This is a genomic window from Microbacterium sp. NPDC055442 (assembly GCF_053644215.1).
Map to the genome: position 1 here is coordinate 1 of NZ_JBSHLF010000002.1, position 25,548 is coordinate 25,548.

At 69.1% G+C, this 25,548-nt stretch carries 28 protein-coding genes and 1 tRNA gene; 22 read left to right on the forward strand and 7 right to left on the reverse strand.

The genetic code is table 11. The annotated features are described in order from the left end of the window. Window positions 1–142 precede the first annotated feature (142 nt). From ACWIBS_RS04460 to ACWIBS_RS04540, 17 genes are read left to right on the forward strand one after another with little or no spacing between them, the layout of a single operon-like run. Window positions 143–1,477, forward strand: a complete 1,335-nt coding sequence (locus ACWIBS_RS04460) for a primosomal protein (RefSeq protein WP_376128171.1) — start codon at window positions 143–145, stop codon at window positions 1,475–1,477. Beyond that, window positions 1,477–2,511 (forward strand): HAD-IIA family hydrolase, encoded by a 1,035-nt coding sequence (locus tag ACWIBS_RS04465; RefSeq protein ID WP_376128169.1) that lies wholly within the window; start codon window positions 1,477–1,479, stop codon window positions 2,509–2,511. Before ACWIBS_RS04460 ends, ACWIBS_RS04465 begins: the two co-directional genes overlap by 1 nt. Before the next feature lie 38 nt (window positions 2,512–2,549). Continuing rightward, the gene (locus ACWIBS_RS04470) at window positions 2,550–2,711 is read left to right on the forward strand and encodes a hypothetical protein (RefSeq protein WP_376128168.1); all 162 of its coding nucleotides are present in this window, start codon (window positions 2,550–2,552) and stop codon (window positions 2,709–2,711) included. Then, window positions 2,708–3,508: a TlyA family RNA methyltransferase gene (locus ACWIBS_RS04475; RefSeq protein ID WP_376128166.1), complete on the forward strand. Its 801-nt coding sequence runs from the start codon at window positions 2,708–2,710 to the stop codon at window positions 3,506–3,508. Before ACWIBS_RS04470 ends, ACWIBS_RS04475 begins: the two co-directional genes overlap by 4 nt. Beyond that, window positions 3,505–4,455, forward strand: a complete 951-nt coding sequence (locus tag ACWIBS_RS04480; protein ID WP_376128164.1) for an NAD kinase — start codon at window positions 3,505–3,507, stop codon at window positions 4,453–4,455. Before ACWIBS_RS04475 ends, ACWIBS_RS04480 begins: the two co-directional genes overlap by 4 nt. Beyond that, window positions 4,452–6,143, forward strand: a complete 1,692-nt coding sequence (recN, locus tag ACWIBS_RS04485) for a DNA repair protein RecN (protein ID WP_376128162.1) — start codon at window positions 4,452–4,454, stop codon at window positions 6,141–6,143. Before ACWIBS_RS04480 ends, recN begins: the two co-directional genes overlap by 4 nt. A gap of 17 nt (window positions 6,144–6,160) precedes the next feature. After that, a complete protein-coding gene (locus ACWIBS_RS04490; RefSeq protein WP_376128225.1) occupies window positions 6,161–7,864 on the forward strand; it encodes a CTP synthase in 1,704 nt (567 codons plus the stop codon). Then, the gene (locus tag ACWIBS_RS04495) at window positions 7,857–8,447 is read left to right on the forward strand and encodes an NUDIX domain-containing protein (RefSeq protein ID WP_376128160.1); all 591 of its coding nucleotides are present in this window, start codon (window positions 7,857–7,859) and stop codon (window positions 8,445–8,447) included. Before ACWIBS_RS04490 ends, ACWIBS_RS04495 begins: the two co-directional genes overlap by 8 nt. Window position 8,448: 1 nt before the next feature. Continuing rightward, window positions 8,449–9,372: a site-specific tyrosine recombinase XerD gene (gene xerD / locus ACWIBS_RS04500; protein ID WP_376128158.1), complete on the forward strand. Its 924-nt coding sequence runs from the start codon at window positions 8,449–8,451 to the stop codon at window positions 9,370–9,372. A 59-nt stretch (window positions 9,373–9,431) separates the two neighbouring features. Continuing rightward, window positions 9,432–10,316: a ParA family protein gene (locus tag ACWIBS_RS04505; protein WP_376128156.1), complete on the forward strand. Its 885-nt coding sequence runs from the start codon at window positions 9,432–9,434 to the stop codon at window positions 10,314–10,316. Then, window positions 10,300–11,142, forward strand: a complete 843-nt coding sequence (locus ACWIBS_RS04510) for a segregation and condensation protein A (protein ID WP_376128154.1) — start codon at window positions 10,300–10,302, stop codon at window positions 11,140–11,142. Before ACWIBS_RS04505 ends, ACWIBS_RS04510 begins: the two co-directional genes overlap by 17 nt. Next, on the forward strand, window positions 11,132–11,698 hold the full coding sequence (gene scpB, locus ACWIBS_RS04515) for an SMC-Scp complex subunit ScpB (RefSeq protein ID WP_376128152.1): 567 nt from the start codon (window positions 11,132–11,134) through the stop codon (window positions 11,696–11,698). Before ACWIBS_RS04510 ends, scpB begins: the two co-directional genes overlap by 11 nt. Beyond that, a complete protein-coding gene (locus ACWIBS_RS04520) occupies window positions 11,695–12,501 on the forward strand; it encodes a pseudouridine synthase (protein ID WP_376128150.1) in 807 nt (268 codons plus the stop codon). The genes scpB and ACWIBS_RS04520 overlap by 4 nt, the downstream gene beginning before the upstream one ends. Continuing rightward, on the forward strand, window positions 12,498–13,628 hold the full coding sequence (locus tag ACWIBS_RS04525; protein WP_376128148.1) for a prephenate dehydrogenase: 1,131 nt from the start codon (window positions 12,498–12,500) through the stop codon (window positions 13,626–13,628). Before ACWIBS_RS04520 ends, ACWIBS_RS04525 begins: the two co-directional genes overlap by 4 nt. Continuing rightward, the gene (gene cmk, locus ACWIBS_RS04530; protein WP_376128146.1) at window positions 13,621–14,352 is read left to right on the forward strand and encodes a (d)CMP kinase; all 732 of its coding nucleotides are present in this window, start codon (window positions 13,621–13,623) and stop codon (window positions 14,350–14,352) included. Before ACWIBS_RS04525 ends, cmk begins: the two co-directional genes overlap by 8 nt. A gap of 49 nt (window positions 14,353–14,401) precedes the next feature. Further along, entirely contained in the window at window positions 14,402–15,865 is a 1,464-nt protein-coding gene (gene der, locus ACWIBS_RS04535) for a ribosome biogenesis GTPase Der (RefSeq protein ID WP_376128223.1), read from the forward strand. Next, on the forward strand, window positions 15,862–16,758 hold the full coding sequence (locus ACWIBS_RS04540) for an NUDIX domain-containing protein (protein WP_376128144.1): 897 nt from the start codon (window positions 15,862–15,864) through the stop codon (window positions 16,756–16,758). The genes der and ACWIBS_RS04540 overlap by 4 nt, the downstream gene beginning before the upstream one ends. Here ACWIBS_RS04540 and ACWIBS_RS04545 read toward each other — a convergent pair whose 3' ends face one another. From ACWIBS_RS04545 to ACWIBS_RS04555, 3 genes are read right to left on the reverse strand one after another with little or no spacing between them, the layout of a single operon-like run. Next, window positions 16,759–17,118, reverse strand: a complete 360-nt coding sequence (locus tag ACWIBS_RS04545) for an RNA-binding S4 domain-containing protein (protein ID WP_376128142.1) — start codon at window positions 17,116–17,118, stop codon at window positions 16,759–16,761. Further along, complete coding sequence (locus ACWIBS_RS04550) at window positions 17,115–17,786, reverse strand: lysoplasmalogenase family protein (RefSeq protein ID WP_376128140.1); 672 nt, start codon at window positions 17,784–17,786, stop codon at window positions 17,115–17,117. The genes ACWIBS_RS04545 and ACWIBS_RS04550 overlap by 4 nt, the downstream gene beginning before the upstream one ends. A gap of 54 nt (window positions 17,787–17,840) precedes the next feature. Then, window positions 17,841–18,422 (reverse strand): GNAT family N-acetyltransferase, encoded by a 582-nt coding sequence (locus ACWIBS_RS04555; RefSeq protein WP_376128138.1) that lies wholly within the window; start codon window positions 18,420–18,422, stop codon window positions 17,841–17,843. A gap of 140 nt (window positions 18,423–18,562) precedes the next feature. Here ACWIBS_RS04555 and ACWIBS_RS04560 point away from each other — a divergent pair. After that, a tRNA-Pro gene (locus ACWIBS_RS04560) sits at window positions 18,563–18,636 on the forward strand. Between the two features lie 135 nt (window positions 18,637–18,771). On the opposite strand, the gene ACWIBS_RS04565 is transcribed toward ACWIBS_RS04560, so the two are convergent. Further along, window positions 18,772–19,173 carry a GIY-YIG nuclease family protein gene (locus ACWIBS_RS04565; protein WP_376128136.1) on the reverse strand — a complete coding sequence of 134 codons (402 nt, stop codon included), beginning with the start codon at window positions 19,171–19,173 and terminating at the stop codon, window positions 18,772–18,774. A 155-nt stretch (window positions 19,174–19,328) separates the two neighbouring features. On the opposite strand from ACWIBS_RS04565, the gene ACWIBS_RS04570 reads away from it, so the two are divergent. Next, on the forward strand, window positions 19,329–19,898 hold the full coding sequence (locus tag ACWIBS_RS04570) for a mismatch-specific DNA-glycosylase (RefSeq protein ID WP_376128134.1): 570 nt from the start codon (window positions 19,329–19,331) through the stop codon (window positions 19,896–19,898). A gap of 106 nt (window positions 19,899–20,004) precedes the next feature. Here the strand turns inward: ACWIBS_RS04570 and ACWIBS_RS04575 are convergent, their stop codons facing one another. Continuing rightward, entirely contained in the window at window positions 20,005–20,805 is an 801-nt protein-coding gene (locus tag ACWIBS_RS04575) for an SDR family NAD(P)-dependent oxidoreductase (RefSeq protein ID WP_376128132.1), read from the reverse strand. 299 nt (window positions 20,806–21,104) lie between these two features. On the opposite strand from ACWIBS_RS04575, the gene ACWIBS_RS04580 reads away from it, so the two are divergent. After that, the gene (locus ACWIBS_RS04580) at window positions 21,105–22,085 is read left to right on the forward strand and encodes a phosphodiesterase (protein ID WP_376128131.1); all 981 of its coding nucleotides are present in this window, start codon (window positions 21,105–21,107) and stop codon (window positions 22,083–22,085) included. On the opposite strand, the gene ACWIBS_RS04585 is transcribed toward ACWIBS_RS04580, so the two are convergent. Continuing rightward, window positions 22,033–23,631, reverse strand: a complete 1,599-nt coding sequence (locus tag ACWIBS_RS04585; protein WP_376128129.1) for a stealth conserved region 3 domain-containing protein — start codon at window positions 23,629–23,631, stop codon at window positions 22,033–22,035. The two genes, ACWIBS_RS04580 and ACWIBS_RS04585, sit on opposite strands and share 53 nt — an antisense overlap. 249 nt (window positions 23,632–23,880) lie before the next feature. On the opposite strand from ACWIBS_RS04585, the gene ACWIBS_RS04590 reads away from it, so the two are divergent. Together ACWIBS_RS04590 and ACWIBS_RS04595 are read left to right on the forward strand one after the other, a co-directional pair. Then, window positions 23,881–24,342: a hypothetical protein gene (locus ACWIBS_RS04590; RefSeq protein ID WP_376128127.1), complete on the forward strand. Its 462-nt coding sequence runs from the start codon at window positions 23,881–23,883 to the stop codon at window positions 24,340–24,342. 138 nt (window positions 24,343–24,480) lie between these two features. Beyond that, window positions 24,481–24,888: a hypothetical protein gene (locus ACWIBS_RS04595; RefSeq protein WP_454136541.1), complete on the forward strand. Its 408-nt coding sequence runs from the start codon at window positions 24,481–24,483 to the stop codon at window positions 24,886–24,888. 12 nt (window positions 24,889–24,900) lie between these two features. On the opposite strand, the gene ACWIBS_RS04600 is transcribed toward ACWIBS_RS04595, so the two are convergent. Next, entirely contained in the window at window positions 24,901–25,491 is a 591-nt protein-coding gene (locus ACWIBS_RS04600; RefSeq protein WP_376128124.1) for a hypothetical protein, read from the reverse strand. Window positions 25,492–25,548: the final 57 nt, after the last annotated feature.

Below are 25,548 nucleotides of genomic sequence, written 5' to 3' on the forward strand. Positions count from 1 at the left end.
AGCGCCGATGGTACTGCAGGGGGGACCCTGTGGGAGAGTAGGACACCGCCGGACTTCTTTCGAGAAAGGGCCACCCAATGCTGGGTGGCCCTTTCGCGTTTCAGGGGTGATTTTTCGAACCCGCACGCTGAAGGAGCGACGAATGGCAGACCAGGAGCAGCGCGACGGCGCTTCCGAGCGCGAGCCGAAGCACGACCGCAACGACCGCTCTCGACAGGCGTCGCGGGGCGATCGCTCCGCCGGCGCGCGGAAGCCGTACGAGAAGCGCGATGGCGAGCGCAAGCCGTACGCGAAGCGCGACGGAGAGCGGAAGCCCTTTGTCCCCCGCGACGGTGAGCGTAAGCCGTATGAGAAGCGCGATGGCGAGCGGAAGCCGTACGTGGGCCGCGATGGTGATCGTAAGCCGTACGAACAGCGCGATGGCCAGCGTAAGCCGTACGAAAAGCGTGATGGTGACCGCAAGCCGTACGCGAAGCGTGACGGTGACCGCAAACCCTTCACTGCGCGCGACGGCGATCGCAAGCCCTACCAGAAGCGTGAGGGAACCCGTGACGCGTCCGGCCGTCCGACGCGAGGCGGGGCAGGACGGCCCGACCGGGCGACGCGTCCCGAAGAGATCCGCGCGGTCCGGCCGCGACACGACGACCCCGCGATCCCCGATGACATCACGCCGCAGGACCTGCACCCGAGTGCACGCAACGAGCTCAAGACACTGAGCAAGGAGAACGCCGAAGGCGTGGCGCGCCATCTCGCGATGGCGGCGAAGCTGATCGACGATGACCCCGCGCTCGCGCATGAGCACGCGCTGTCCGCATCGCGCCGAGCCGGGCGCATCGCCGTCGTGCGCGAGACGCTCGCGATCACGGCATACGCCACCGGCGACTATGCACTGGCTCTTCGCGAGCTGCGCACGTACCGGCGCATCTCGGGAAGCGACGACCAGATCGCTCTTCTCGTCGACAGCGAACGCGGTGTCGGGCGTCCCGACCGCGCGCTCGAGGCCGGCCGTGCCGTCGAACGCACGGCGCTGCCCGCGCCGGTGCGGGTGGAACTGGCGATCGCGATGTCGGGTGCGCGACTCGATCTCGGTGAGCCCGAGCGGGCACTCCTCGAGCTCGACATCCCCGAACTCGATCCCGATCGGGCATTCGAGTGGAGCCCGGCGCTGTTCGCTGCGCGCGCGGCGGTACTCGAAGAGCTCGGGCGCGACGATGAGGCCGCGCAATGGCAGCGACGGGCCGTCGTGGCCGCGGACGCGCTGGACGCCGCCAGCGGAGCGGGGGATCTGGAGACCGTGATCGTCGAGGAGATCTTCGAGTCGGACGACGCCTCGGACGACGAACCCGCGATGTCCGTCGCTCTCGCGCCCGTCGACGTCGACGTCGCCAGCACCGCCACGGCCGGCGCCGGGTCGATCGATGGTGAGGTCGCCGAGATTCCTGCGGAAGCGGGGATCGACGAGGAGGACGACGCCTGATGGCGCTCTTCCGCCGCGACCGCGCACAGACACCGCTCGACGGCGTCGACGTGATCCTCGCGGACCTCGACGGCGTCGTCTACGCCGGTCCAGGCCCGATTCCGCACGCCATCGACAGCTTGACCCGCGCGCGCGAGGGACGGCGCCTGGCGTACATCACCAACAATGCCTCGCGTACCGACATCAGCGTCGCACGGCATCTCACCGACCTCGGGCTGCGCACCGAGCCCGATGAGGTGGTGACCAGCCCGCAGGCGGCGATGCGACTGCTCGCGACCACGATTCCCGCCGGCGCGACGGTGCTCGTCGTCGGGGGAGAGGGGCTCGTCGTCGAGGTCGAGAAGGCCGGCTTCGTCGTGACCCGCAGCGCCGAGGACGATCCGGCCGCCGTCGTGCAGGGCTTCGCCCCGGAGGTGGGCTGGACTCAGCTGGCCGAAGCCGCTTTCGCGCTGAAGCTGCCCGAGGCGGAGGGGGGCATCCCGTGGATCGCCACCAATACCGACTGGACCATTCCGCAGGCTCGCGGTGTGGCACCCGGGAACGGGACCCTCGTGTCCGCCGTGCACACCGCCGTCGGCCGTCTGGCGACGGTCGCGGGAAAGCCCGAAGTCCCGATCTTCGACGAGGCCGTCGCCCGGTTCGGCGCGCAGCATCCGCTGTTCCTCGGCGACCGCCTCGATACCGACATCCTCGGTGCCAATCGCGCGGGCATCCCCTCGGCACTCGTGCTGACCGGCATCGACCGCCCCAAGCACGTGCTCGCCGCGCCCGCCGGCTCGCAGCCCACGTATCTGCTGCGCGACCTGCGTGATCTGCATGAGCCGTATCCCGTCGCCCGCGTCCGCGACGGTGTCGTGACGGTACGCGGTGCGAGCGTCCGCATCGACGGCCCCGACGTGCGCATCCTCTCGGAGGGGGACGACCCGCTCGACCTGCTGCGCGCGGGAGCGAAGGCGATCTGGGACACCGGCCGCGCGATCTTCGGGTTCCGCGTGCCCGAAGCGCTCTACGCGGATCCGTTCCACCGGCCGTGACACCCCGGCGCGTCGGCGGGGGGACGTATCCTGTCGACATGGAAGAGTCTGCGGCGATCGAAGACGCGAGCGACCTGCTGTCGAGCCTCGAGGTGATCGAGGCCCAGCCACTCGCGTCACGGGCCGCGGCATACGCGTCGCTGCATGATTCCCTCTCGCGACGGCTCGACACCGACGTCACCGGCCACGGACGCCCGTGACAGTCCGCCTCGACGCTGCCCTGGCCGCGCGCGGACTCGCCCGATCGCGCACGCATGCCGCGACGCTCATCTCGGGCGGCCTTGTGACGGTCGACGGGCGGCCCGTCGTGAAGCCGTCGACCCCCGTCGACGAGGACTCCGCGCTCGTCGTCGAGGGCGCAGACCGTTACGTCAGCCGCGCGGCCCACAAGCTCATCGCCGGCCTCGACGCCTTCTCGATCGTCGTCTCAGGACGCGTCGCGCTGGACATGGGCGCTTCCACGGGAGGGTTCACACAGGTGCTGCGTGAGCGCGGCGCCCACCCCGTCATCGCCGTCGATGTGGGGCACGACCAGCTCGCGGCATCCATCGCGGACGATCCCGCCGTCGTGTCCGTCGAAGGCTTCAACGTGCGGCACATGACGGCGCAATCGCTCGCCGCCGTGAGCGGCATCACCGCCGCGCCGTCCCTCGTGACGGGCGATCTCGCGTTCATCTCGCTCGCGCACGTGCTGCCTGCCGTCCGGGGGGTCGTCGCGCCCGATGCCGACGTCGTCCTGCTCATCAAGCCGCAGTTCGAGGTCGGCAGGACGTCGGTCAAGGGCGGGCTCGTGACGAACCCCGTCCTGCGCGCCGACGCGGTCTCGCGCGTTCTCTGGCACGCATGGGATGAGGGCTTCGGCGTGCTCGGCCTCATCCCCTCACCCATCGTCGGCACGCACGGCAACAGCGAGTATGTCGTGCATCTGGCCCCGGGCCGAGGGGACGATCCGTCAGAATGGTCGAGCACCGTGAACCGACTGGCGGGGAGCCCATGACACAGCCGCAGCGCAGCATCCTCGTCGTCGCGCACGCGCGACGAGACGACACGGTGGATGCCGCTGATCGGGTGATCCGCGCGCTGCAGGACGCCGGCGCGCGGCCTGTCCTCGTGCCGGAGGATGCCGCCGAGCTCGGCGACGTGCTCGACTCGTTCCACGGCATCGCGCGGCTCGGGATCGATGTTCCGGTCGATGACATCGAGCTCGCGATCGTGCTCGGCGGCGACGGCACGATCCTGCGTGCCGCCGAGCTCGTGCGCGAGAGCACGGCGCCCGTGCTCGGGATCAACATGGGCCACGTCGGCTTCCTCGCCGAGATCGAGAGGGACGAACTCGACGATGCCGTGCGCCGCGTCGTCGAGCGCGACTACCGGGTCGAAGAGCGTCTCGCATTGCAGGTGCGCGTCAAAGACGCCCACGACAGCATCATCTACGAGACGTGGGCGCTCAACGAAGCCACGGTCGAGAAGGCGAGCCGTGAGCGCATGCTCGAAGTCGTCATCGAGATCGACGGGCGTCCTCTGTCCTCCTTCGGCTGCGACGGTGTGGTCGTGTCGACCCCGACCGGCTCGACGGCGTACAACTTCTCGGCCGGGGGGCCCGTCATCTGGCCCACCGTCGAGGCGATCTCGGTCGTCCCGCTCTCGGCGCATGCGTTGTTCGCCAAGCCGCTCGTCGTCGGGCCCGAGCACGCCGTCGCGATCGAGGTGCTCGAACGCACGAACGGCGTCGGCATCCTGTGGTGCGACGGCCGCCGTTCGCATGACCTGCCGCCCGGTGCGCGCGTCGTCGTGCGCCGATCACCGCGTCCGGTCCGCCTGGCGCGGCTGCATCCCGCCGCCTTCACCGATCGGCTCGTGCGCAAGTTCCGGCTTCCGGTCGCCGGGTGGCGAGGGCCCGCCGCGATCACGAGCGAGACCGGCGGAGCGGACGCCGCGCCGTGATCGAGGAGATGCGCCTTCGCGATCTCGGTGTGATCGCCGAGGCGACGCTGCCCATCGGCCCCGGCTTCACCGCGATCACCGGTGAGACCGGAGCCGGAAAGACGATGGTCGTGACCGGTCTCGGCCTGTTGCTGGGGCAGCGCGCCGACTCGGGCGCGGTGCGGGCCGGGGCTGCCCAGGCGGCGGTCGACGGTGTGTGGATCGTGCCCGACACGGGTCCGGTCGCGCAGCGCGTCCGCGACGCGGGAGGCGATCTCGACGCACTCGGCGACGGGCGTGCCGAGCTCTACGTCGGGCGGTCGATCTCGAGCGAAGGCCGGGGGCGGGCGTCCGTCGGCGGCCGCGTTGCTCCCGCCGGTGTGCTCGCGGACCTCGCCGAGCACCTCGTCGTGCTGCACGGGCAGTCCGACCAGCTGCGACTGACCTCGGCGGCCGCGCAGCGAGATGCACTCGACCGCTTCGGCGGGGAGCCGGTCCGGTCCGCCCTGCACGACTACGCGGCGGCATACGAGCGCTGGCGCACCGCCGATCGCGAGCTGACGACGCTTCGCGCCGAGCGCGATACCCGCGCCCGCGAAGCCGACGAGCTGAGGGCGCAGCTCGCCGAGATCGAGCAGGCGGACCCGTCGCCGGGAGAGGACGCGGAGCTGACCGTGCGGGCGGAGCGGCTCGGGAACGCCGAAGAGCTGCGCCTGGCTGCCGCGACGGCGCGCGCCGCCCTCTCGGGCGACGGCGAACAGCCTGACGCGACCGCGCTCGTGGCCGAGGCGCGCCGTGCTCTCGAGCGCGCGCACGATCCCGCGCTGGAAGAGCTCGCAGCCCAGGTCGCCGATCTCGGCTACCGCATCGAAGATCTCGCCATGTCGCTGTCCGGGTACCTCGCCGACATCGATGATGCGGGTCCGCATGAACTCGCCGCCGTCGAAGAACGTCGCTCCGTGCTCGGCGCGCTCATCCGCGTCCACGGGTCGCTCGAGCGCGCGATCGAGCTGCGGGAGAGCGGATCGGCGCGCCTGGCGGAGCTCGATGACGACGACGACCGCATCGAGCGACTGAGCGACGAGCGTGACGACGCGGCATCCGCTCTGGACACCGCCGCCGCGGCTCTCACGGCGGCTCGTGAGATCGCCGCAGCGGCCCTCGGCGACGTCGTGACGGCCGAGCTGCGAGAGCTCGCCATGCCCGACGCGCGCGTCGAAGTCTCCGTCACTGCGGGCCATGAGACCGCGTTCGGCCGCGACGACGTCGTGATCCTCCTCGCTGCCCATCCGGGAGCGACGCTGCGACCCGTCTCCAAAGGGGCATCCGGCGGAGAGCTGAGCCGCGTCATGCTCGCGATCGAAGTCGTCATCGCCGGCACCGATCCCGTTCCGACGTTCGTCTTCGACGAAGTCGACGCCGGAATCGGAGGCGCGGCCGCGATCGAGGTGGGGCGGCGCCTGGCGCGACTGGCACGCACGTCGCAGGTCATCGCCGTCACCCACCTCGCGCAGGTCGCCGCCTTCGCCTCGAACCACCTCTCGGTCGTCAAGGCGAGCGACGGATCCGTGACGGCGTCGGATGTGCGCCGACTTCAGGGTGCGGAGCGCGAGGCCGAGATGGCGAGACTGCTGTCGGGGATGCCCGATTCGGATGCCGCGTTGTCCCACGCTCGAGAACTGCTCGACCTCGGCGCCGAGACCGACTGATAGGATTGAAGCCCGTGATGCAGACTTCTGATTCCGGAACGATTTCCGCGGGATCCACCGACGACACCACCAAGCACATCTTCGTGACCGGGGGTGTCGTCTCCTCGTTGGGGAAGGGCCTCACGGCGGCGAGTCTGGGCAATCTGCTGACGGCGCGCGGGCTGCGCGTGGTGATGCAGAAGCTCGACCCGTACCTCAACGTCGACCCCGGCACGATGAACCCGTTCCAGCACGGCGAGGTCTTCGTGACCGACGACGGCGCCGAGACCGATCTCGACATCGGCCACTACGAACGGTTCCTCGACATCGAGCTGAGCGAGGCCGCCAATGTCACGACGGGGCAGATCTACTCCCGTGTGATCGCGCGCGAACGCCGCGGCGAATACCTCGGCGACACGGTGCAGGTCATTCCGCACATCACCGACGAGATCAAGCGGCGCATGCGCCTGCAGGCGACCGAGGATCCGCGTCCCGACGTCATCATCACCGAGATCGGCGGCACGGTCGGCGACATCGAGTCGCAGCCGTTCATCGAGTCGGCACGCCAGATCCGCCACGAGCTCGGCCGCGGCAACGTCTTCTTCGTGCACGTCTCGCTCGTGCCGTTCATGGGCGCCTCGGGCGAGCAGAAGACCAAGCCCACGCAGCACTCCGTCGCCGCGCTCCGCTCGATCGGCATCCAGCCCGACGCGCTCGTGCTGCGCAGCGATCGCCCCGTCACCGAGTCGAACAAGCGCAAGATCGCGCTCATGTGCGACGTCGACGAGAGCGCGGTCGTCAATGCCGTCGACGTGCCGAGCATCTACGACATCCCCTCGATGCTCAACGAGCAGGGCCTCGACGACTACATCGTCCGCTCGCTCGGCCTCACGAAGGCGGCCGAGGTCGACTGGTCGCGCTGGAGTCGCGTGCTCTCGGCCGTGCACAACCCCAAGCACGAGGTCACGATCGGGCTCGTCGGCAAGTACATCGACCTGCCCGACGCATACCTCTCGGTCACCGAAGCACTCAAGGCGGGAGGTTTCGCACAGGAGACCCACGTCACCATCCGCTGGATCCCCTCGGACGAGTGCGAGACACCCGAAGGGGCCGAGAAGGCGCTGGGGGAGCTCGACGGCATCATCGTCCCGGGCGGCTTCGGCATCCGCGGCATCGACGGCAAGCTGGGCGCGCTGAAATTCGCCCGGGAACAGGGCATCCCGACCCTCGGCATCTGCCTGGGCCTGCAGTGCATGGTGATCGAGTACGCCCGCCATGTCGCCGGCATCGAGGACGCATCGTCGAGCGAGTTCGACCCCGACACGTCGCACCCCGTGATCGCCACGATGGAGGAGCAGATCGACATCCTCGCCGGCGGTGACCTGGGCGGCACGATGCGTCTCGGCCTGTATCCCGCCGATCTGGCGGAGGGATCCATCGCCGCCGAGGTGTACGGATCGCTGCGCGTCGAGGAGCGGCACCGACACCGCTACGAGGTCAACAACCGCTACCGCGACCAGATCTCCGACGCGGGCCTGGTCTTCTCCGGGATCAACCCCGACCTGGACCTCGTCGAATTCGTCGAGTTGCCGCGCGACGTGCACCCGTACTACATCGCGACGCAGGCGCACCCCGAACTGCGCTCGCGCCCGACGAACGCGCACCCGCTGTTCCGCGGGTTGATCGGCGCCGCGCTCGAGCGGCATCGCTCCAGCGAGCTCTTCGACGTCGACAATGGCTGATCCCGCGCCCCTGGCGGACGAGCCCGTCGACCACCTCGTCGTGGACAGCGAGCTCGTCTACGAGGGGCACGTGTGGAATGTCCGCAGCGACACCGTCCGCTACGGCGGCGGCGAGATCGTGCGGCAGTACGTGGACCATCCGGGGGCCGCGGCCGTCGTCGCCCTCGACGACGACGGCCGGGTCCTGCTCGTGCAGCAGTACCGGCATCCCATCAGACGGCGCGATTGGGAGATCCCCGCCGGCCTGCTCGACGTCGTCGGCGAGGCGCCCGTCGAGACGGCGGTCCGCGAGCTCGCCGAGGAAGCCGACCTGCGCGCCGCGCAGTGGGAGCCCCTCGTGAGCGTCTTCACGACGCCCGGCGGAAACGACGAGGTCGTGCATGTCTTCCTCGCACGTGGGCTCTCCTCCGTCGAGACGGCGCATGCGCGCGAAGCCGAAGAGGCCGACATCCGCGTCGCGTGGATGCCGCTCGACGACGTGATCGCGGGTGTCCTCGCGGGCCGGATGCGCAACGGGATCCTCGCGGTGGGGGTGTTCGCGGCAGCCGAACGGCTGCGCGCCGGCGCATCCGCCGAGGGGTGACATGCAGCTCGAGCGGGCCGTCGATGCGTTCCTGCGTCATACCGCGATCGAGCGCGGACTCTCCGATCACACCGTGGCCGCCTACGGGCGTGACCTCGCCGTGTACGTGGAATGGCTCCGCGGGCAGGGCGTCACCGATTCCGGCGAGGTGACGGCCGAGCTCGTCGCGTCGTTCGCGGCGGCCCGAGCGTCGGCGGATCCCGCACCTGCGGCATCCAGCCTCGCTCGTCTGCAATCGTCGGTTCGCGGCTTGCATCGTTTTCTGGTGCGGGAAGGGATCGGGCTGGACGACCCGACGCAGCGCCTGCGGCCGCCCAAGCAGGCGCGTCGGCTGCCGAAGGCGCTCACGATCGAGCAGGTCGAGCAGCTGTTGGATGCCGCGGGTCCCGCGCCGTCGGACGCCGCGCCCGGCGACCTGCGGGGGATCCGGGACCGCGCTCTGCTCGAACTGCTCTACGCGACCGGTGCCCGCGTGTCCGAGATCGTGCAGCTCGACGTCGACGACCTCGCGCACGGTGATGTGCTGCGCGTGCGGGGGAAGGGCGACAAGGAGCGGATCGTGCCGATCGGGTCGTACGCGCGTGCCGCCGTCGATGCGTACCTCACCCGGGTGCGGCCGGAACTGGCGCGGAGGGGCATCGCGTCGCCGCGACTGTTCCTCGGGACGCGCGGTGCGCCGCTGTCGCGACAGAGCGCGTGGCTCGTGATCCGGGATGCCGCCCAGCGGGCGAGTCTCACCGCTCATGTGTCACCCCACACGCTGCGCCATTCGTTCGCGACGCATCTGCTGCAGGGCGGCGCCGACGTGCGCGTCGTGCAGGAGCTGCTCGGGCACGCGTCGGTTGCGACGACGCAGATCTACACCCATGTCTCGGTCGACACCCTGCGCGATGTCTACGTCACGTCGCACCCGCGTGCGCGCTGAGGTTCGCGGGCACCCGTGTGCGAGAATCGGTGCACGGCAACGCGAAGACAGGAGAGTCGGTGGCGGGCAGAACGCGCGGCGCGAAGCAGGCGTCTGAGGGCGACATCCCGGTCGGGCCGACCGGTCGTCCCTATCAGGGCTTCGCGACACCTCCGAAGCTCGACAGCCACGGGCCCGCGCGCATCATCTCGCTGTGCAACCAGAAGGGCGGCGTCGGCAAGACCACGACGACCATCAATCTGGCCGCCGCGCTGGCCTACTACGGGCGCAAGGTCCTCGCGGTCGACTTCGACCCGCAGGGTGCGCTGTCGGCGGGGCTCGGCATCCAGACCCACGACATCCCGACCGTCTACGACCTGCTTCTGGACACCAAGCGCGACCCGTACGACGTGATCGTGCAGACCCGGGTCGAGGGACTCGACGTCGTCCCCGCGAACATCGACCTGTCGGCGGCCGAAGTGCACCTCGTCAACGAGGTCGCGCGTGAGACGATCCTCGCCCGCGTCCTGCGCAAGGTCGCGGGCGACTATGACGTGATCCTCGTCGACTGCCAGCCGTCGCTCGGTCTGCTGACGGTCAACGCGCTCACCGCGAGCCACGGCGTCGTCATCCCGCTCGAGTGCGAGTTCTTCGCGCTGCGCGGAGTCGCCCTGCTCATCGAGACGATCGACAAAGTGCGCGATCGGCTCAATCCCACGATCGAGCTCGACGGTGTGCTCGCGACGATGTACGACCCGCGCACGCTGCATTCGCGTGAAGTGCTCGAGCGGGTCGTCGACGCGTTCGGCGACGACGTGCTCGAGACCGTGATCGGCCGCACCGTCAAGTTCCCCGACGCCTCGGTATCGGGGATGCCCATCACCGAGTTCGCGCCCGAGCACGCGGCCGCGCAGGCCTACCTGCGCCTCGCGCGGGAGCTGGTCGCCCGTGGCGCCGTCGCCTGACGGCCGTTCGACGAGCTCAGGGACCGAGGCTGAGGGCCCGGGTGCCGACAGGTTCCGGGTGTCGCTGGGAGTCTTCGACGGACCGTTCGACCTGCTGCTGACACTGCTGTCCAAGCATGAGCTCGACATCACCGAGGTCGCGCTGTCGCAGGTGACGTCGGAATTCCTCTCCTACCTTCGCGACCTCGGTCCCGATGAGGAACTCGAAGAGGCTTCGGAGTTCCTCGTCGTCGCGGCGACCCTGCTCGACATGAAGGTCGCGGGACTCCTGCCCCAGGGCGAGCTCGTCGACGCCGAGTCGGTCGCTCTCCTCGAAGCGCGCGACCTGCTGTTCGCCCGGCTGCTGCAGTACCGCGCGTTCAAACAGGTCTCGACGTGGTTCGCGGCGGGTCTCAACGCCGAAGATCGGCGTCACGTGCGCGCCGTGCCGCTCGACGAGAAGTACCGCACGGCCGTGCCCGAGCTCGTGTGGAGCCTCACGCCGCAGGACTTCGCGGCGCTGGCGATCCTGGCGATGACGCCGAAGGAGATTCCGCACGTCGGCCTCGATCACCTGCACGCCCCGCTCATCAGCATCCGGGAACAGGCAGCCGTCGTCGTGACGCTGCTGCGCGACGCGGGAGCCCTGACCTTCCGTGAACTCATCGCCGGTGTCGCTCAGCAGGGCGTGGTCGTGGCGCGGTTCCTCTCGGTGCTGGAGCTGTATCGTCACGCCGCACTGTCGTTCGAGCAGCTCGAACCCCTCGGCGAGCTGACCCTGCGCTGGACCGCGGAGCGCTGGTCCGATGAGAATCTCGCGAGCCTGGGAGCCGACTATGACAATTGACACATCCGTCGCGCGGCGGCTGGAGGCGATCCTGCTGATCGTCGACGAGCCGCAGAGCCTCGTGAACCTCGCAACCGCCGTGTCCGCGCCGATCCCCGCCGTGCGGCAGGCGATCGAGTCGCTCGTGGCCGACTACGACGGACTGTCCGGTGGCCCCCGCCGCGGCTTCGAGCTGCGCGAAGTGGGCGGTGGGTGGCGGCTCTACGTCCGCGCCGAGCACGACGACCTCGTCGCCGAGTTCGTCGGCGGACAGACGCCGTCGCGGCTGTCGCAGGCCGCGCTCGAGACCCTCGCCGTCATCGCGTACAAGCAGCCGGTGACCCGCTCGCAGGTCGCCTCGATCCGAGCCGTCAACGTCGACTCGGTCGTGCGCACGCTCGTGGCCCGCGGCCTCATCACCGAACTGTTCACCGACGCCGAGACGGGCGCCATCAACTACGGCACGACGGATGCCCTGCTGGTCAACCTCGGCATCAACTCGCTCGACGAGCTGCCGCCGATCTCGCCGCTGCTCGATGACGGCGCCGACGGATTCGATATGGAGAATGTACGATGACGACCCCTTCGGAAAGCTCAGGGACCGGTGGCGAGGGCATCCGCCTGCAGAAGGTGCTCGCCAATGCGGGCGTCGCGTCGCGCCGCGTGTCGGAGCAGCTCATCGTCGAGGGCCGGGTGCGCGTCAACGGCACGGTCGTGACCGAGCTCGGCAGCCGCATCGACCCCGAGAGCGACCTCGTCGACGTCGACGGGACAGCGGTGCAGCTCGACCAGTCCAAGCGCTACGTCATGCTCAACAAGCCCACTGGCGTCGTGAGCTCGATGCGCGATGACCGCGGCCGCGCTGATCTGCGCCGCTACGCCGAGGAATGGCCCGAGCGGCTCTACAACGTCGGACGCCTCGACGCCGACACGAGCGGTCTGCTCGTGCTCACGAACGACGGCGACCTCGCCCACGTGCTGGCGCACCCCTCGTTCGGGGTGACGAAGGTGTACATCGCCAAGGTCACGGGGCGCGTGACGCCCCAGACCGTCGCGGTGCTCACGAAGGGCATCGAGCTCGAGGACGGACCGATCGCCGCGGACAAGGCGCGCCTGCTCGATGCCGGGCGCGAGGCATCCCTCGTCGAACTGACTCTGCACTCCGGGCGCAACCGCATCGTCCGTCGCATGATGGACGCCGTCGGCCACCCCGTCGAAGAGCTCGTGCGACGGCAGTTCGGCCCCCTGCATCTCGGCACCCTGCCCGTGGGGAAGGCCCGCGAGTTGACTAAGGTGGAACGGGGCGAATTGCTGACGCTGTCGCGACAGGCCGCCCCGCCGGACGGGGAGGACCCCGCAGGGGACCAGGAGACCGAGTGAGCGATTCCAGCGCCGCATCCGGGCGTGCCGTACCGCTCGCACCGCGCGTGCACGGCACCGTCCGCATCGTGGGTGCGGGCCTGCTCGGTGCGAGCATCGGGCACGCGCTGAGTGCGCTCGGCGTCGATGTCGCCCTCGACGACACGTCGCCCTCGCAGCTGCGGCTCGCCGTCGACTACGGGGCGGGCCGCGCGGCGCGCGATGACGACGATCCGACGCTCGTCGTCGTGGCCGTTCCGCCCGACGTGACCGCCGACGTCATCGAACGCGAGCTCGCGGCGCACCCGCGCGCGGTCGTCACCGACGTCGCGAGCGTCAAGCTCGAGCCGTTGCACCAGCTGCGCGCGCGGGGCGTCGACCTCACCCGCTACATCGGCTCGCACCCGCTCGCCGGACGAGAGCGTGGTGGAGCGATCTCGGCGCGCGCCGACATCTTCATCGGACGCCCCTGGGTCGTGTGCCGCGACGAAGAGACCTCGTCGGCGCATCTCGCCCTCGTCGAGGGCCTTGCGCTAGACCTGCGCGCCATGCCGATCGAGATGTCGCCCGACGAGCACGACCGCTCGGTCGCTCTCGTCTCGCACGTGCCGCAGCTGGTCGCGAGCCTGCTCGCGGGTCGGTTCATCGGTGTTCCCGAAGGGGCGCTGCAGCTGGCCGGGCAGGGCGTGCGCGACTCGACCCGGATCGCGGCATCCGCTCCCGAGCTGTGGGTGCAGATCCTCGGCGCCAACGCGGCGCCCGTCGTCGACGTGCTCGATGCGCTCGCGGCAGACCTGTCGTCGGTCGCCGACGCGCTGCGCGCACCGGATGCACCGGGCGCGCGCCGCGCCGTCGCGGACACGATCCGCCGGGGCAACGAGGGCGTCGAACGGCTTCCCGGCAAGCACGGACAGAACCGGCGCTTCGAGCAGGTGGTCGTCATGGTCGACGACACCGCCGGACAGCTCGGCAGACTCTTCGGTGAACTGGGCGACCTCGACGTCAACGTCGAGGATCTGCGCCTGGAGCACTCACCCGGCGCGCAGTTCGGTCTCGCCGAGATCAGCGTCGAGCCCAGTGCCGTCGGCCGCGCCGTGGACGGCCTGGAATCCCGCGGCTGGAAGATTGCGAGTATCTCGAATGACTGACCCTTCGACAAGCTCAGGGACCGAAACCGGGACCGGGACCGTCATCGTCGCGATCGACGGACCCGCCGGCAGCGGCAAATCCAGCGTGTCCAAGCAGGCGGCACGCTCGCTCGGTTACGGCTACCTCGACACCGGTGCCGCGTATCGCGCCCTCGCGTGGCACGCCCTGTCGCGGGGGATCGACACGGCCGACTCGGCCGCCGTGCTCGACGTGTCGACCGACTTCGAGTTCGAGATCTCGCTCGACCCCGACGCCTACGCCGTGCGGGTCGGCCAGACCGACGTGACCGGAGCCATCCGCGAGCCCGCCGTCTCAGACGCGGTGAGCGGGGTGGCGCGGGTCCCCGCCGTGCGTGAGGCGATCAACGCCATGTTCCGCACGCTGCTGGCCGCTGCCGACCGGCCCGGCGTCTTCGTCGAGGGCCGTGACATCACGACCGTCGTCGCCCCCGACGCGCCCGTGCGCATCCTGCTGACGGCTGCTCCCGAGGTGCGCGCCGCGCGGCGCAGCGCCGAAGTGACGACGCAGGATGCCGCCGCTGTCGCGACCGCCCTGCACCGCCGGGACGCGTCCGACTCGTCCGTCGTCGACTTCCTCACAGCGGCACCCGGGGTGACCGTGGTGGACTCGACGCGACTTAACTTCGATGAGACCGTGCGCGCCGTGCTCGATGTCGTGCACGCGACGCTCGCGAACAAGGCAGGAGAAACCCGTGGCAGCTGAAGACGAGTACGAGGCGGGGCCGGACCAACTGGCCGAGACGCTCGCCGACATGGACGAGCAACTCGCCGAGCAGCGAGCCGAAGCGCTGCGCGCGGGCCTGGCCGACTACGACCTCGACGAGGACGACGCCGCTCTGCTCGAGGGGTTGCAGTCGGGGATCGACGGCATCGAGTTCTTCCCCGCCCTTCCCGTCGTGGCGATCGTCGGTCGCCCGAACGTCGGCAAGTCGGCGCTCGTGAACCGCATCCTCGGCCGCCGCGAGGCCGTCGTCGAAGACACGCCGGGCGTGACGCGTGACCGCGTCACGTACAAGGCGGAGTGGCTCGAGCGTCGCTTCTCGCTCGTGGACACCGGCGGCTGGGAGCCCGACGCGCGCGGCATCGACCGTTCGGTCGCGGCGCAGGCCGAGGTCGCGATCGACCTGTCCGACGTCGTGCTCTTCGTCGTCGACGCCATGGTCGGTGCGACGTCGACCGACGAGCACGTCGTGAAGCTGCTGCGCAAGAGCGGCAAGCCGATCTTCCTCGTCGCGAACAAGGTCGACGACGCACGGCAGGAGCCCGAAGCCGCCGCGCTGTGGAACCTGGGCCTCGGCGAACCGCACCCCGTCTCGGCGATCCACGGACGTGGCGTCGCCGACCTCCTCGACGCGGTCGTCAAGGTGCTGCCCGATGTCTCGGCCGTCGCGAAGCACGAGATCGGCGGGCCCCGCCGGGTCGCGATCCTGGGCCGGCCGAATGTCGGCAAGTCCTCCCTGCTGAACAAGGCGGCAGGCGAAGAGCGCGTCGTCGTCAACGAACTGGCAGGCACGACGCGCGACCCCGTCGACGAGATCGTCGAGCTCGGCGGCAGAATGTGGCGGTTCGTGGACACCGCCGGCATCCGTCGTCGTGTGCATCTGCAGCAGGGCGCCGACTTCTATGCGTCGCTGCGCACATCGGCGGCGCTCGAGAAGGCCGAGGTCGCCGTCGTCGTGCTGGATGTCTCGCAGGCGCTCAGCGAGCAGGATGTGCGGATCATCGACCTCGTGCTCGAATCGGGACGCGCCCTCGTGCTGGCGTTCAACAAGTGGGACCGCCTCAACGACGACGACATGGAGGACATCGACCGTCGCCGCTACCTCGAGCGTGAGATCGAACAGGATCTCGCTCACGTGGCGTGGGCGCCGCGCGTCAACATCTCGGCGCGCACGGGTCGTCACCTCGACAAGCTCGTGCCGGCGCTGGAAACGGCGCTGAACTCGTGGGATCAGCGCATCGCGACGGGCAAGTTCAACGCCTTCCTCTCCGAACTCATCGCGGAGCACCCGCACCCCGTTCGCGGCGGCAAGCAGCCCCGCATCCTGTTCGGGACGCAGGCGTCGACGCGTCCGCCGACGTTCGTGCTGTTCACGACGGGCTTCCTGGACCCGGGATACCGCCGGTTCATCCAGCGCCGCCTGCGCGAGCTGTACGGCTTCGAGGGCACGCCCATCGTCATCAACATGCGTGTCCGGGAGCGTCGCCAGCGGTGATTCTCGTTCCTCCCGCCGCCGACGAGCCACGTCGCCCGCTCGGGCCGCGCGATCCGGGCGACGCGTGGGTCGTCGCGCCGACGGGGGAGCGGTACTGGGGGCGCTTCGGCGCCGCGGGGCTGCTCGCGCTGGACCCGCAGCGCGGTGTGCTGCTGCAGCACCGGGTCGCGTGGAGCCATCACGGCGACACGTGGGCGCTGCCCGGCGGTGCGCTGCACGAGGGTGAAGCGGCGATGACCGGCGCCGTGCGCGAGGCTCAGGAAGAAGCGGGCGTCCCCGATGGCACGACCCGCCCGCGCGTGCTGAGCGTCTTCGACCTCGGCTACTGGAGCTATACGACCGTCGTCGCCGATGTGGTCGACCCGTTCGAAGCGGTCATCACCGACCCGGAAAGCCGCGCGCTGGAGTGGGTGCCCGTCGACGAGGTCGCCGATCGTCCTCTGCATCCGGGCTTCGCCGCGTCGTGGGAGAGAATGCGCGGGCTGCTGGATGTCCGCCCCGTCGTCGTGGTCGACGCGGCCAACGTCGTCGGCTCCGTGCCGGACGGCTGGTGGCGCGACCGCGCCGGAGCGAACGAGCGTCTCCTCGAGCGGGTCGCCGCGCACGCACGCGTCGGCGTCGCCGCGAGGGAGCTCGATCTCGCCGAAGACGTGTGGTTCCCCGACTGGGTGGTCGTCGTCGAGGGCGCCGCACGCGGCGTGGCGGATGTCGAGGGCGTCGAGGTCGTGCGCGCGGACGGATCGGGCGACGACGCGATCGTCGCGGCGGTCCAGCGCCTCGCGGCGGAGCGTGGCCACGTCTCGGTCGTGACGAGCGATCGGGGACTCGCCAGTCGCGCGAGTGCGGCCGGGGCGACGCGCGTGACAGGTGCTCGCTGGCTGCTCGAGCTGTAGTCAGCGTCCGCGGAACTTCTCGATCTCGCGTCGTTCGCGCTTCGTCGGGCGTCCGGCTCCGCGGTCGCGCTGCGCCACGACGGGGATGTTCTCGCGAGGCGGCGTTCGGTCCTCGACGGACTCGGCGACGACGGCCGCACCGACGCGCTTGGTGATGGTCTTCCGCACGACGAGATGACGGTCGAAGCCCGAGATCCGCACGCGCACCTCGTCGCCGGGGCGCACCTGCTGCGCGGCCTTCGCGCGCTCGCCGTTGACCCGCACGTGGCCGGCGCGGCACGCCTGCGTCGCGAGAGTGCGCGTCTTGTAGACGCGCACGGCCCACAGCCATGCGTCGACGCGAGCGGCGGCATCCGTCATGAGATCGGCTGCGCCGCGCGGGCGCGGGTTCGCAGGCTGACGAGGGCGCCGGCGGCGATGAGCCCCTGTCCGAGCGTGTAGGTGAGCATGACGAGGGGGCTCGTCCAGTCGGGCATCGCATCGGGCACGAACAGACGGAACGCGAGGATCGAATCGGATGCCAGGAAGAACACACCTCCCCACGCGATGAGCGGGTGGCAGCGCGAAGCCGCGGCGGCGGTGCCGCCCAGGACGAGGCCGTAGAGCGCGACGGGGATGAGCAGTGCGTCAAGGTGCGGCGCGAGGATGAGGAGGAGGGCGACCCACCACAGCGCGAAGACCGCCGACCACAGCGGCAGGCGACGCCGCGCGAGGGTGCGGACGAAGAGCACAATGTAGCAGACGTGCGCGAGGCCGAACCACAGCAGCATGAGCGGTACGGTCGGGGCCCACGGGAAGAACGTGCCGGCGCCGTCACCGAGCCAGGAGAGCCCGATCGCGACGAGGAGGAGTGTCGTCGCTCCTGTCCACGGGCGACCGCGCGATCCGAGCAGCACCGCGATCGCGAGGAGCGGCATGAGCGTGAGCTTGGTGGGCGCGGCGATCGCGTCGGAACCGAACGCGAGGGCGGTGACGTGCACGATCGAGAGCACGATGTAGGGGATGAACCCGATCCAGAGCCGTGGCATGGTCCTCCTCGACGGTGTGCGGCGGCGTCACCATCGTCGCACGCGAGCGGGCGCTCAGCTGCCGAGGTCGAGAGCCACGACGGCCAGATCGGGACGCGGTCGTGCGACCTCGCGAAACCCCGCCGCGCGGAAGGTCGACACGACGCCGTGGAACAGCTCGTTCGATGTGCGACGCCGGCCCGCGTCGGGATCGATGGGGTAGCCCTCGACGACACGGGCGCCGTTGTCGCGGGCGAACGCGACCGCCGCATCGAGCAGCGCCGCGGTGAGCCCTGATCGGCGGTGCTCTTTGCGGACGACGAAGCACGTGATCGCCCAGACCGTCGGGTCGTCCCACGGCTCTTCGCTCGTCTTGGCGAAGTTGCGCGTGCGGGCAAGGCGCTGCTGTGCCGTGCGCGGGCCGACGCGCACCCACCCTGCGGGGTCGCCGTCGACATAGGCGATGAGCCCGGGAGCGGGCGTCGCCGCGATCTCGTCGCGGAAGAGGGCTTCACGCTGGGGGACCGGCGTGCGGTTCCACTCCGATGCGGTGAGCGTCCACCATTGACACTGGCACCCCGGGCCGTCGCCGCCGCCCGTGAGGGCGTGCTCGACGTCGTCGAATCGGGTGGCCGGTTCGATCCGGATCTCAGCCATGCGCCGACGGTACTCCCGGCCGGCGACATCGACAACCACGTGCGGGTGCGGATCGGCTTGTCGTCATGGGCCGGTCGCGTTCGCGGCACTCTTCGGGAGCGGGTAGGATGGTGGAGTTGTCCGCGCAGCGGGCAGTGGACCGGGATGTGGCGCAGCTTGGTAGCGCACTTGACTGGGGGTCAAGGGGTCGCAGGTTCAAATCCTGTCATCCCGACAGAAAAAGCCCAGGTGAGAGAATGTTTCTCACCTGGGCTTCGTCCTTGGTTTTCGGGGTTTGCGTGCACCTTCGTGGGCAGGTCGCGTCGCGTCACGATGTCCGCACGTGGGTGCCGGCCAGAGATGCGGAGCCCTAGTTTCGGTTCAGGCCGTGGCGGCGTGAGTCGAGCGCGTCTTTGAAATGCTTCTCGGCTGCGTCGATATCCCGCGTCGGCGTCGCAGGATCGAACACACGCAGTAGTGAGAATCGAAAGCTGGTCGGATCAAGACGGCGAAGTTCGACGTTGCCGCCGTGGCCGTTCGTCGCGTACGCGTTCCAGCGCTGGCGGATACTCTCTGCGCCGTCGGCTTTACCATCGTAGTGTCGGCCGTCACGGGTGTCTGTGATGAGGTAGACGCCGACCACGGACGCGAGCGCCGTGCGCCACGATGCGTAGCGATGCTCACGCATCACTGACTGGAGCTTCGCGTGGCTGAGGACGAGCCGGTCGAAGCCCGGGAACGGGATCGGTTCGGCGTCGGCGATGCTGATCACTGGGTACTTCGCTGCCGTACTGGCATTCATTCGCCAGGTGCGCGGTGCGAAGATGCGCTACGGCTCCGCCTGACTCCCACGTAGACCTCAGCGAAGGCGCGGACGGCTGCTTCATGCAATCGCCAACGCTTCAGCATTCCCGCATGCTTGGACCCATGCCCTTCACGCGTGCCGAGCTCGAGAGCCACCGGGATCAGACCGTCGCCGATCTGATGCCCGAGCATCCGAAGCTCGTCTTCGTCGGCATCAACCCGGGGCTGTGGACAGCGGCCACCGGCATCCACTTCGCGCACCCGGGAAACCGCTTCTATCCCGCTCTCGTGCGCGCCGGCATCATTCCCCGACTGCCGAGCGTCGGCGACGGCGGGTGGCGCGACGACGACCGCGCCATGTTGCTCGATCGCGGCATCGGCATCTCGAACGTCGTGCAGCGCGCCACCGTGCGCGCGGACGAGCTCGGGCGCGACGAACTGCAGGCGGGAGCAGTGCGACTCGAATCCGACGTCGCGCGCTGGGCGCCGCGGGTCGTCGCGATCGTCGGGCTGACGGCGTACCGTCAGGGGTTTCGCCGGGCCAAGGCGAAAGCCGGACGTCAAGAGGAGAACCTCGCGGATGCCGCCCTGTGGGTCGTCCCGAACCCGAGCGGCCTCAACGCGCACGACACCGTGGCCACGCTCGCCGACGCGTACGCCGCACCTGCGCGCGCTGCGGGAGTGATCGCGTGAGGCGTCGCCGGATCAACGGAGCCCTCTCCTGGCGGCAAAGAACCTGGGACGGGTCATGAATCGCTGACCGGATCTCCAGCCTTCCCCTCCGACAGGGTGCGGGCGCTCAGCTCAGCAAGGATCCCATCTGCTTCGCGATCGTTCGAGCCGCGTGCTTCGGGCTGAGGCGGGCCAGCTTGTCCATCGCGGCAGCGTCTTTCCCGATGGTCGCGCGGAAGCTGCCCTTTCGGATTGCAGCGACGATGGCGTTCCCGGCATCCGTCGCGGTGGTCATCTTGAAGGCTGGTGCGTCCGTCGAAGAGCCTTCGGAGAGGGCGACGCCGGAGTTGGTTGCGATGTCAGTCGCGATCGCACCCGGGAAGATCGAGGTCACGGACACGTTCGTGTCGAGCAGTTCGGCATACAGGGCCTCGGTGAGCAGTCGGACGGCCGCCTTCGACGCACCGTAGACCGCTTGTCCGGGGACGGGAGCGTACGCCCCCATGCTGGCCACGTTCACCAGGCTCGCCTCGGGGCGTTCCACCAGGATCGGCAGGAATGCCTTCACCATGTTCACCGTGCCCCAGAAGTTCACATTCATGACCTTCTCGATCTCTTCGAACGGGAGGTCGATGATTTTCACGAACTTCTGGATCACACCTGCGATGTTGACCAGACCGTCGATCTGTCCATGCTCTGTGAGCACCGCCGCGGGCAGCGCGAGTACTTCATCGCGGCTGGTGATGTCGACGACGTGACTGCTGAAGCGACTCCCGGCAGCCACGAGCGCGGCCGTCGCAGCCAGTGTCGACTCGTTCAGGTCGACTCCTGCCACAGAGGCCCCACTCGCCAGCAGTATCCGGGTGACTTCGCGTCCGATTCCGTTGCCTGCGCCAGTGACGACGAAGACGTTTCCCGTGATGTTCATCTGCTTCTCCTCGTGAGTGTGTCGGAGGTGGACCGTGCTGCGTGCGCGGCGGCGCGTCGGCCGCTGAAGATGCAGTCTGCGAGCGAGAGCCCGCTCATATGGCTATTCGAGCACACACCGACGGCGGTTCGTCCAGCGGCGGATGACCGAGTCGCCGACGCGCTGCACGAGACCGCCCCGCCGCCGGGGGCGACGCGTACTTGGCCTGGGTCGCGCACTGTTCACTGTGTCGCCACGTTGTTGTCGTGTCTCGCGGGTAGCATTCCGGGAAACTGCGGCCGAGGCGAGGAGCCGAACCGATGCGCAGCGCTGAGTACCCCGCCCCTGAGCAGATCCTTCTGCACCTGAGCGACACCCACCTGACTGCGGAGGGCGCGCGCCTGTTCGATCTGGTGGATGGTGCCGAGCGACTGGCCCGTGCGCTCGCCGCATTCGAGTCGTCAGGCATCACGCCCGACGTGATCGTGGTCACCGGCGACCTCGCTGATCGGGGCGAACCCGCCGCCTACGCGGCCCTCCGCGGCCTCGTCGAGCCGTTCGCGGAGAGACTGGGCGCGCGCGTGCTGTGGGTCATGGGCAATCATGATGACCGGGGGGCATTCCGCGAAGGGCTGCTCGATGAAGCGGCCGACCTGCGGCCGGTGGACCGGGTCGACGAGCTCAACGGGCTGCGCGTCATCACTCTGGATTCGACCGTTCCGGGCGAGCACTACGGCGAGTTGCGCGACGAGCAGTTGCAGTGGCTTCGGAATGAGCTGGCAACGCCCGCGCCGCTGGGATCGATCCTCGCGATGCACCACCCGCCGGTGCCCAGCGTGCTGCCGTTGGCGGTGGCCGTCGAGCTGCGCGATCAGTCACGGCTCGCCGAGGTTCTGCGCGGCACCGATGTGAGGGCGATCATCGCGGGTCATCTGCATTACTCGACCTTTGCGACGTTCGCGGGCATTCCGGTCTCGGTCGCATCATCGACGTGCTACTCGCAGGACCTCACGGTGCCGACCGGTGGCATGCGTCCGCAGGACGGTGCACAGACCTTCAACCTCGTGCACGTGTTCGATGACACGGTTGTGCACTCGGTCGTGCCGATCGAGGTGCCGAGCACGCTCGAGTACATCGACGCCGCGGAGGTCCGTCGGCGGCTCACAGCCGCAGGCATCCGTCCGACTGGCGGGGACCTCGACCCGGACGACGTGGATCTCGGCCCCACTCATGCGGGGGCCGGACCGTTCAGTGCGCCATCGACGGATGCTCGGGCTGAATCGACACCAGTGCATCGCTGATCTCGGCACGCTCCCAGGGCGGCAGCACCGGGAACATCTGGTCCAGCGTCGCGCGGATGGTGCGAATCCTGATCTCTTCGGGGAGTTCCGTCTCGCCGCCGTCGTTGAGGCAGAACATGTCCACATCGGTCCGTTCGGCGAGCCGCTCCATGCGTCGAAGCGAACTCGCGAGCGTCGTGTGCACGTATCGCACCCGCGGCTTGCTCGTGGCGACGGCCCGCCCCGTCAGGAGCGCGTAGTAATGGTAGAGGCTGTTGGTCACCGAGATGTCGGTGGCAGAGCGGAATCGAGACGCCGCGGTGCGCTCGAAGTCCTCAGAGAACTCGCGCTCGAGCTCGGTCATGACGCTCTTGCGCAGCGGCGTCGCGCAGTGCGAGAGGTCGCGCGTGATCGTGCGACCGAATCGGGCCCTCAGAAGTTCCCGGTTCACGCGAAGGCCATTGTCGTGCCCGCTGCGATGCGACGCGGAAGCCCCGGTGCCGATGCGCACCTCGGACTCGACGAACTTCGTCACCCCGGTCGATGTGAAGAACAGCTCCGGAGAGACCAAGCGGCCGAAGAACATGTCATCGTTCGCATAGAGGAAGTGCTCGGCGATGCCCGGGATCCGATGCAGCTGCGCCTCGACGGCGTGCGAATTGTGGGTGGGGAGGACAGAAGGGTCGGCGAAGAACTCCTCGCTGCGCACGACCGTGACCTTCGGGTGATCGATCAGCCACCCGGGCGCAGGGGAGTCGGTCGCGATGAAGATCCGTCGCACCCAGGGGGCGTACATGTGCACGCTCCGCAGCGCGTAGCGCAGCTCGTCGACATGACGGTACCGGGCAGGGCTGTCATCACCCTCGCCGACGACGTACTCGGCCATGCGCGCTGCCCGCTGGCGCTGGAACTCATTCGTCGATCCGTCGACCCACGAGAAGACCATGTCGACGTCGCCGGTGAACTCGTGCGACTGCGGGTCGAACATGCCGTCGATCGTGCGCCAGCGGCGGCCGTATCGTTCGACATCGACGAAGACGAGATCCTCGCGAGGGATGACGCGGCGCGTGAGCGCGTTGTCATTCGGCGCCTCGACGAGTCCGCCGTGCAGACGCCAGAACTCCAGACGCGCCCCGAGCGACGCGCCATAGCGCAACGCGCGATTCGTCGTGATTCGTGGACGATACACGCGCACGGCGTGCGGGCCGGCAGCATTCCCCGCAGTCGGGGCGGATGCTTCACTCGCGAGCACGGGGGGCTGCTGCTTCGCTTTGAGATACAGCGGCTCGCCATCGCACACGGCCGCCAGTGCGTCGATGGCCCGGGCGTGCGCATCGACGTCGACCACAAGGGCGGGGACGGAGTGCTCTCCTCGGATCAGGACGACTTCGATCCCGGCATCCTCCAGAGCGGCCGCGACGAAGAGCAGGTCATCGATGCGCGCTTGTTGCGGTGTGACGGAGTCGTGGAGAAGGTGCAGGACACCCCCGTGCAGGACGACGTCGTCGCGATCAAGGAGACCAGACCACGGATGCGGTTGCCCTGGGGCGAGTGCGAGTGTCGGCATCGATACCTCTTTCGTGACGTTAGAGGCGCGAAAGCGCCGGAAGACGGGAGAACCCCCGGGCGCGAACGTCACTTTTGAGCACCGTGGGCTACAACACTCCGGCCGCGCCGATCATTCCCTCGGGCTTTCCCGAACCGGCCGTGAGTATCCGCAGCGCATCCACCCCCTTGCTTTAAGAGAACTCACAGAGCCGTCGGTAGCGTCCGGTGCCAGCGGCACCCTCGCCGCTCGGAGATGCGAGGCACAACAGTGAAGAAGACACGCGCACGTTCTGTCACGTTCGCGACGACGGCGTCGGCGGTGTTGGTGTTCAGCCTCGCGGGATGCGCGAATCCGCTGGATCTGGTCGCCGAGGGCGTTTCGGAGAGAATCATCAGCGAGGTCACCGATGGTGCCGTCGTCGATATCCTCTCTACCGAGATCCCCGCAGATTTCCCCGACATTCCTCGGCCCTCGGGCACCCCTGCTCAGGCATTCACCGTGCAGGGGGATGACGGTCCTATGTGGACGCTTTCCTACGTGTTCTCCGACGACGAAGAACACTCCCGCCTGGGAGAAGCCCTTATCGCCGCCGGGTTCAGCGAAGTGTCCAATGGCAACGTCGGTGAGATCTTGACCGCTCTCTACTCCAATGACGAGTTCACCGTGGTGGTCAGCCAGGTCCCGAGCGATGTCGGATTCGGTCTGCAGTACGTCGTGACGGCGGGCTAGCCGAGGAGATCACGAGTTTAAGGAAACTCACAGAGCCGCTCCTAGGCTCCTGTGCAGCCGGGCTCATCGCCGGCTGCGGACCTACAGACAGGAGATCTCTTGCGACTCTCACACGCTCTTCGCGCAGGAAGCGCGGCGGTGATCCTCAGCCTGATGTGGGTCACGACCGCGTGCGCCGCGGACCCCGACCCCGACTCCGCGCAGAGTACGGACCAAGGCGGGACCAGCCAGACCTCAGCCGACGAGGCTCTCGACGTCATCACGGATGCTGCTTCGGGTTCGGACGCCGATGGAGACGACGGGCGCGCCTTCGGCTCATCCGATGACGCGGTGATCCAAGCGGTCGAGATCACGTTCAGTAGTAAGAACGGGACTGCGGAATGGGTGGGTTCGACCCTGCGGGTCACGATGGACGGATCCGTCGGTGACCCGACCGCCAAGACTCCGTGCCTTGCGCTGGAGGCCATCATCGCCGCCGGCGAAGACGCCACCGTCGTCTACGGCGACGGCGAGATCATCTGCGCCGACCGCCACAACACCGACTGAGGCGGGTGCGACTCACCGGCAGGTGAAACGCACTGTGCCGGTGCCGAGATCCGTGCCCTGGTCATCCCAGCTGTTCCCGGTGGCGACGTATCCATCGCCTTCCCTGACCACGGTGAGGCCGTCTCCCGTCGAGGCGCCGAGCGCGACGAATTCATCGGTCGAATCGAAGGGGCGGTCGGTTCCGATGTGGATGCGAAACTCGCCGAGCACATCGGCGTCCATCTGCATGAGCCCGCCGTCGAGGAAGCTGGGCTGGTCGGATCCTGCCTCTCCGCCGGGGCCGGCGAGTTCGACCTCGCTGTCCTGATACACCCCACAGAGTGTGAGGGTGAACGAGAACTCCCGGCCGCCCATGGAGACCGTCGCTGTCCCGGCATCCGTGGACTCTGACTCTTGGCCAGGATCCTGATCGGCCGGGGCAGTGTCAGATTGTGGCGCTGCCGCTGCGTCGGAACTCTCCGTCTCACCTTCTGCGTTGCCCGCACATCCGCTGAGCATCAGGAGCGAGGCCGCCGCCCCGGCGAGGAGCGCCGTGAGCCCCCGCATCCGCCCGCTTGCGCGGGGCATTCTGCGCGGAGTGTTCACGAGGCTGTCGGTCGTCATGTGCGCGGCTCTTTCCGTCGGAGTTCGGACGCTGGTCGATGGAGTCTGCTGGTGCGT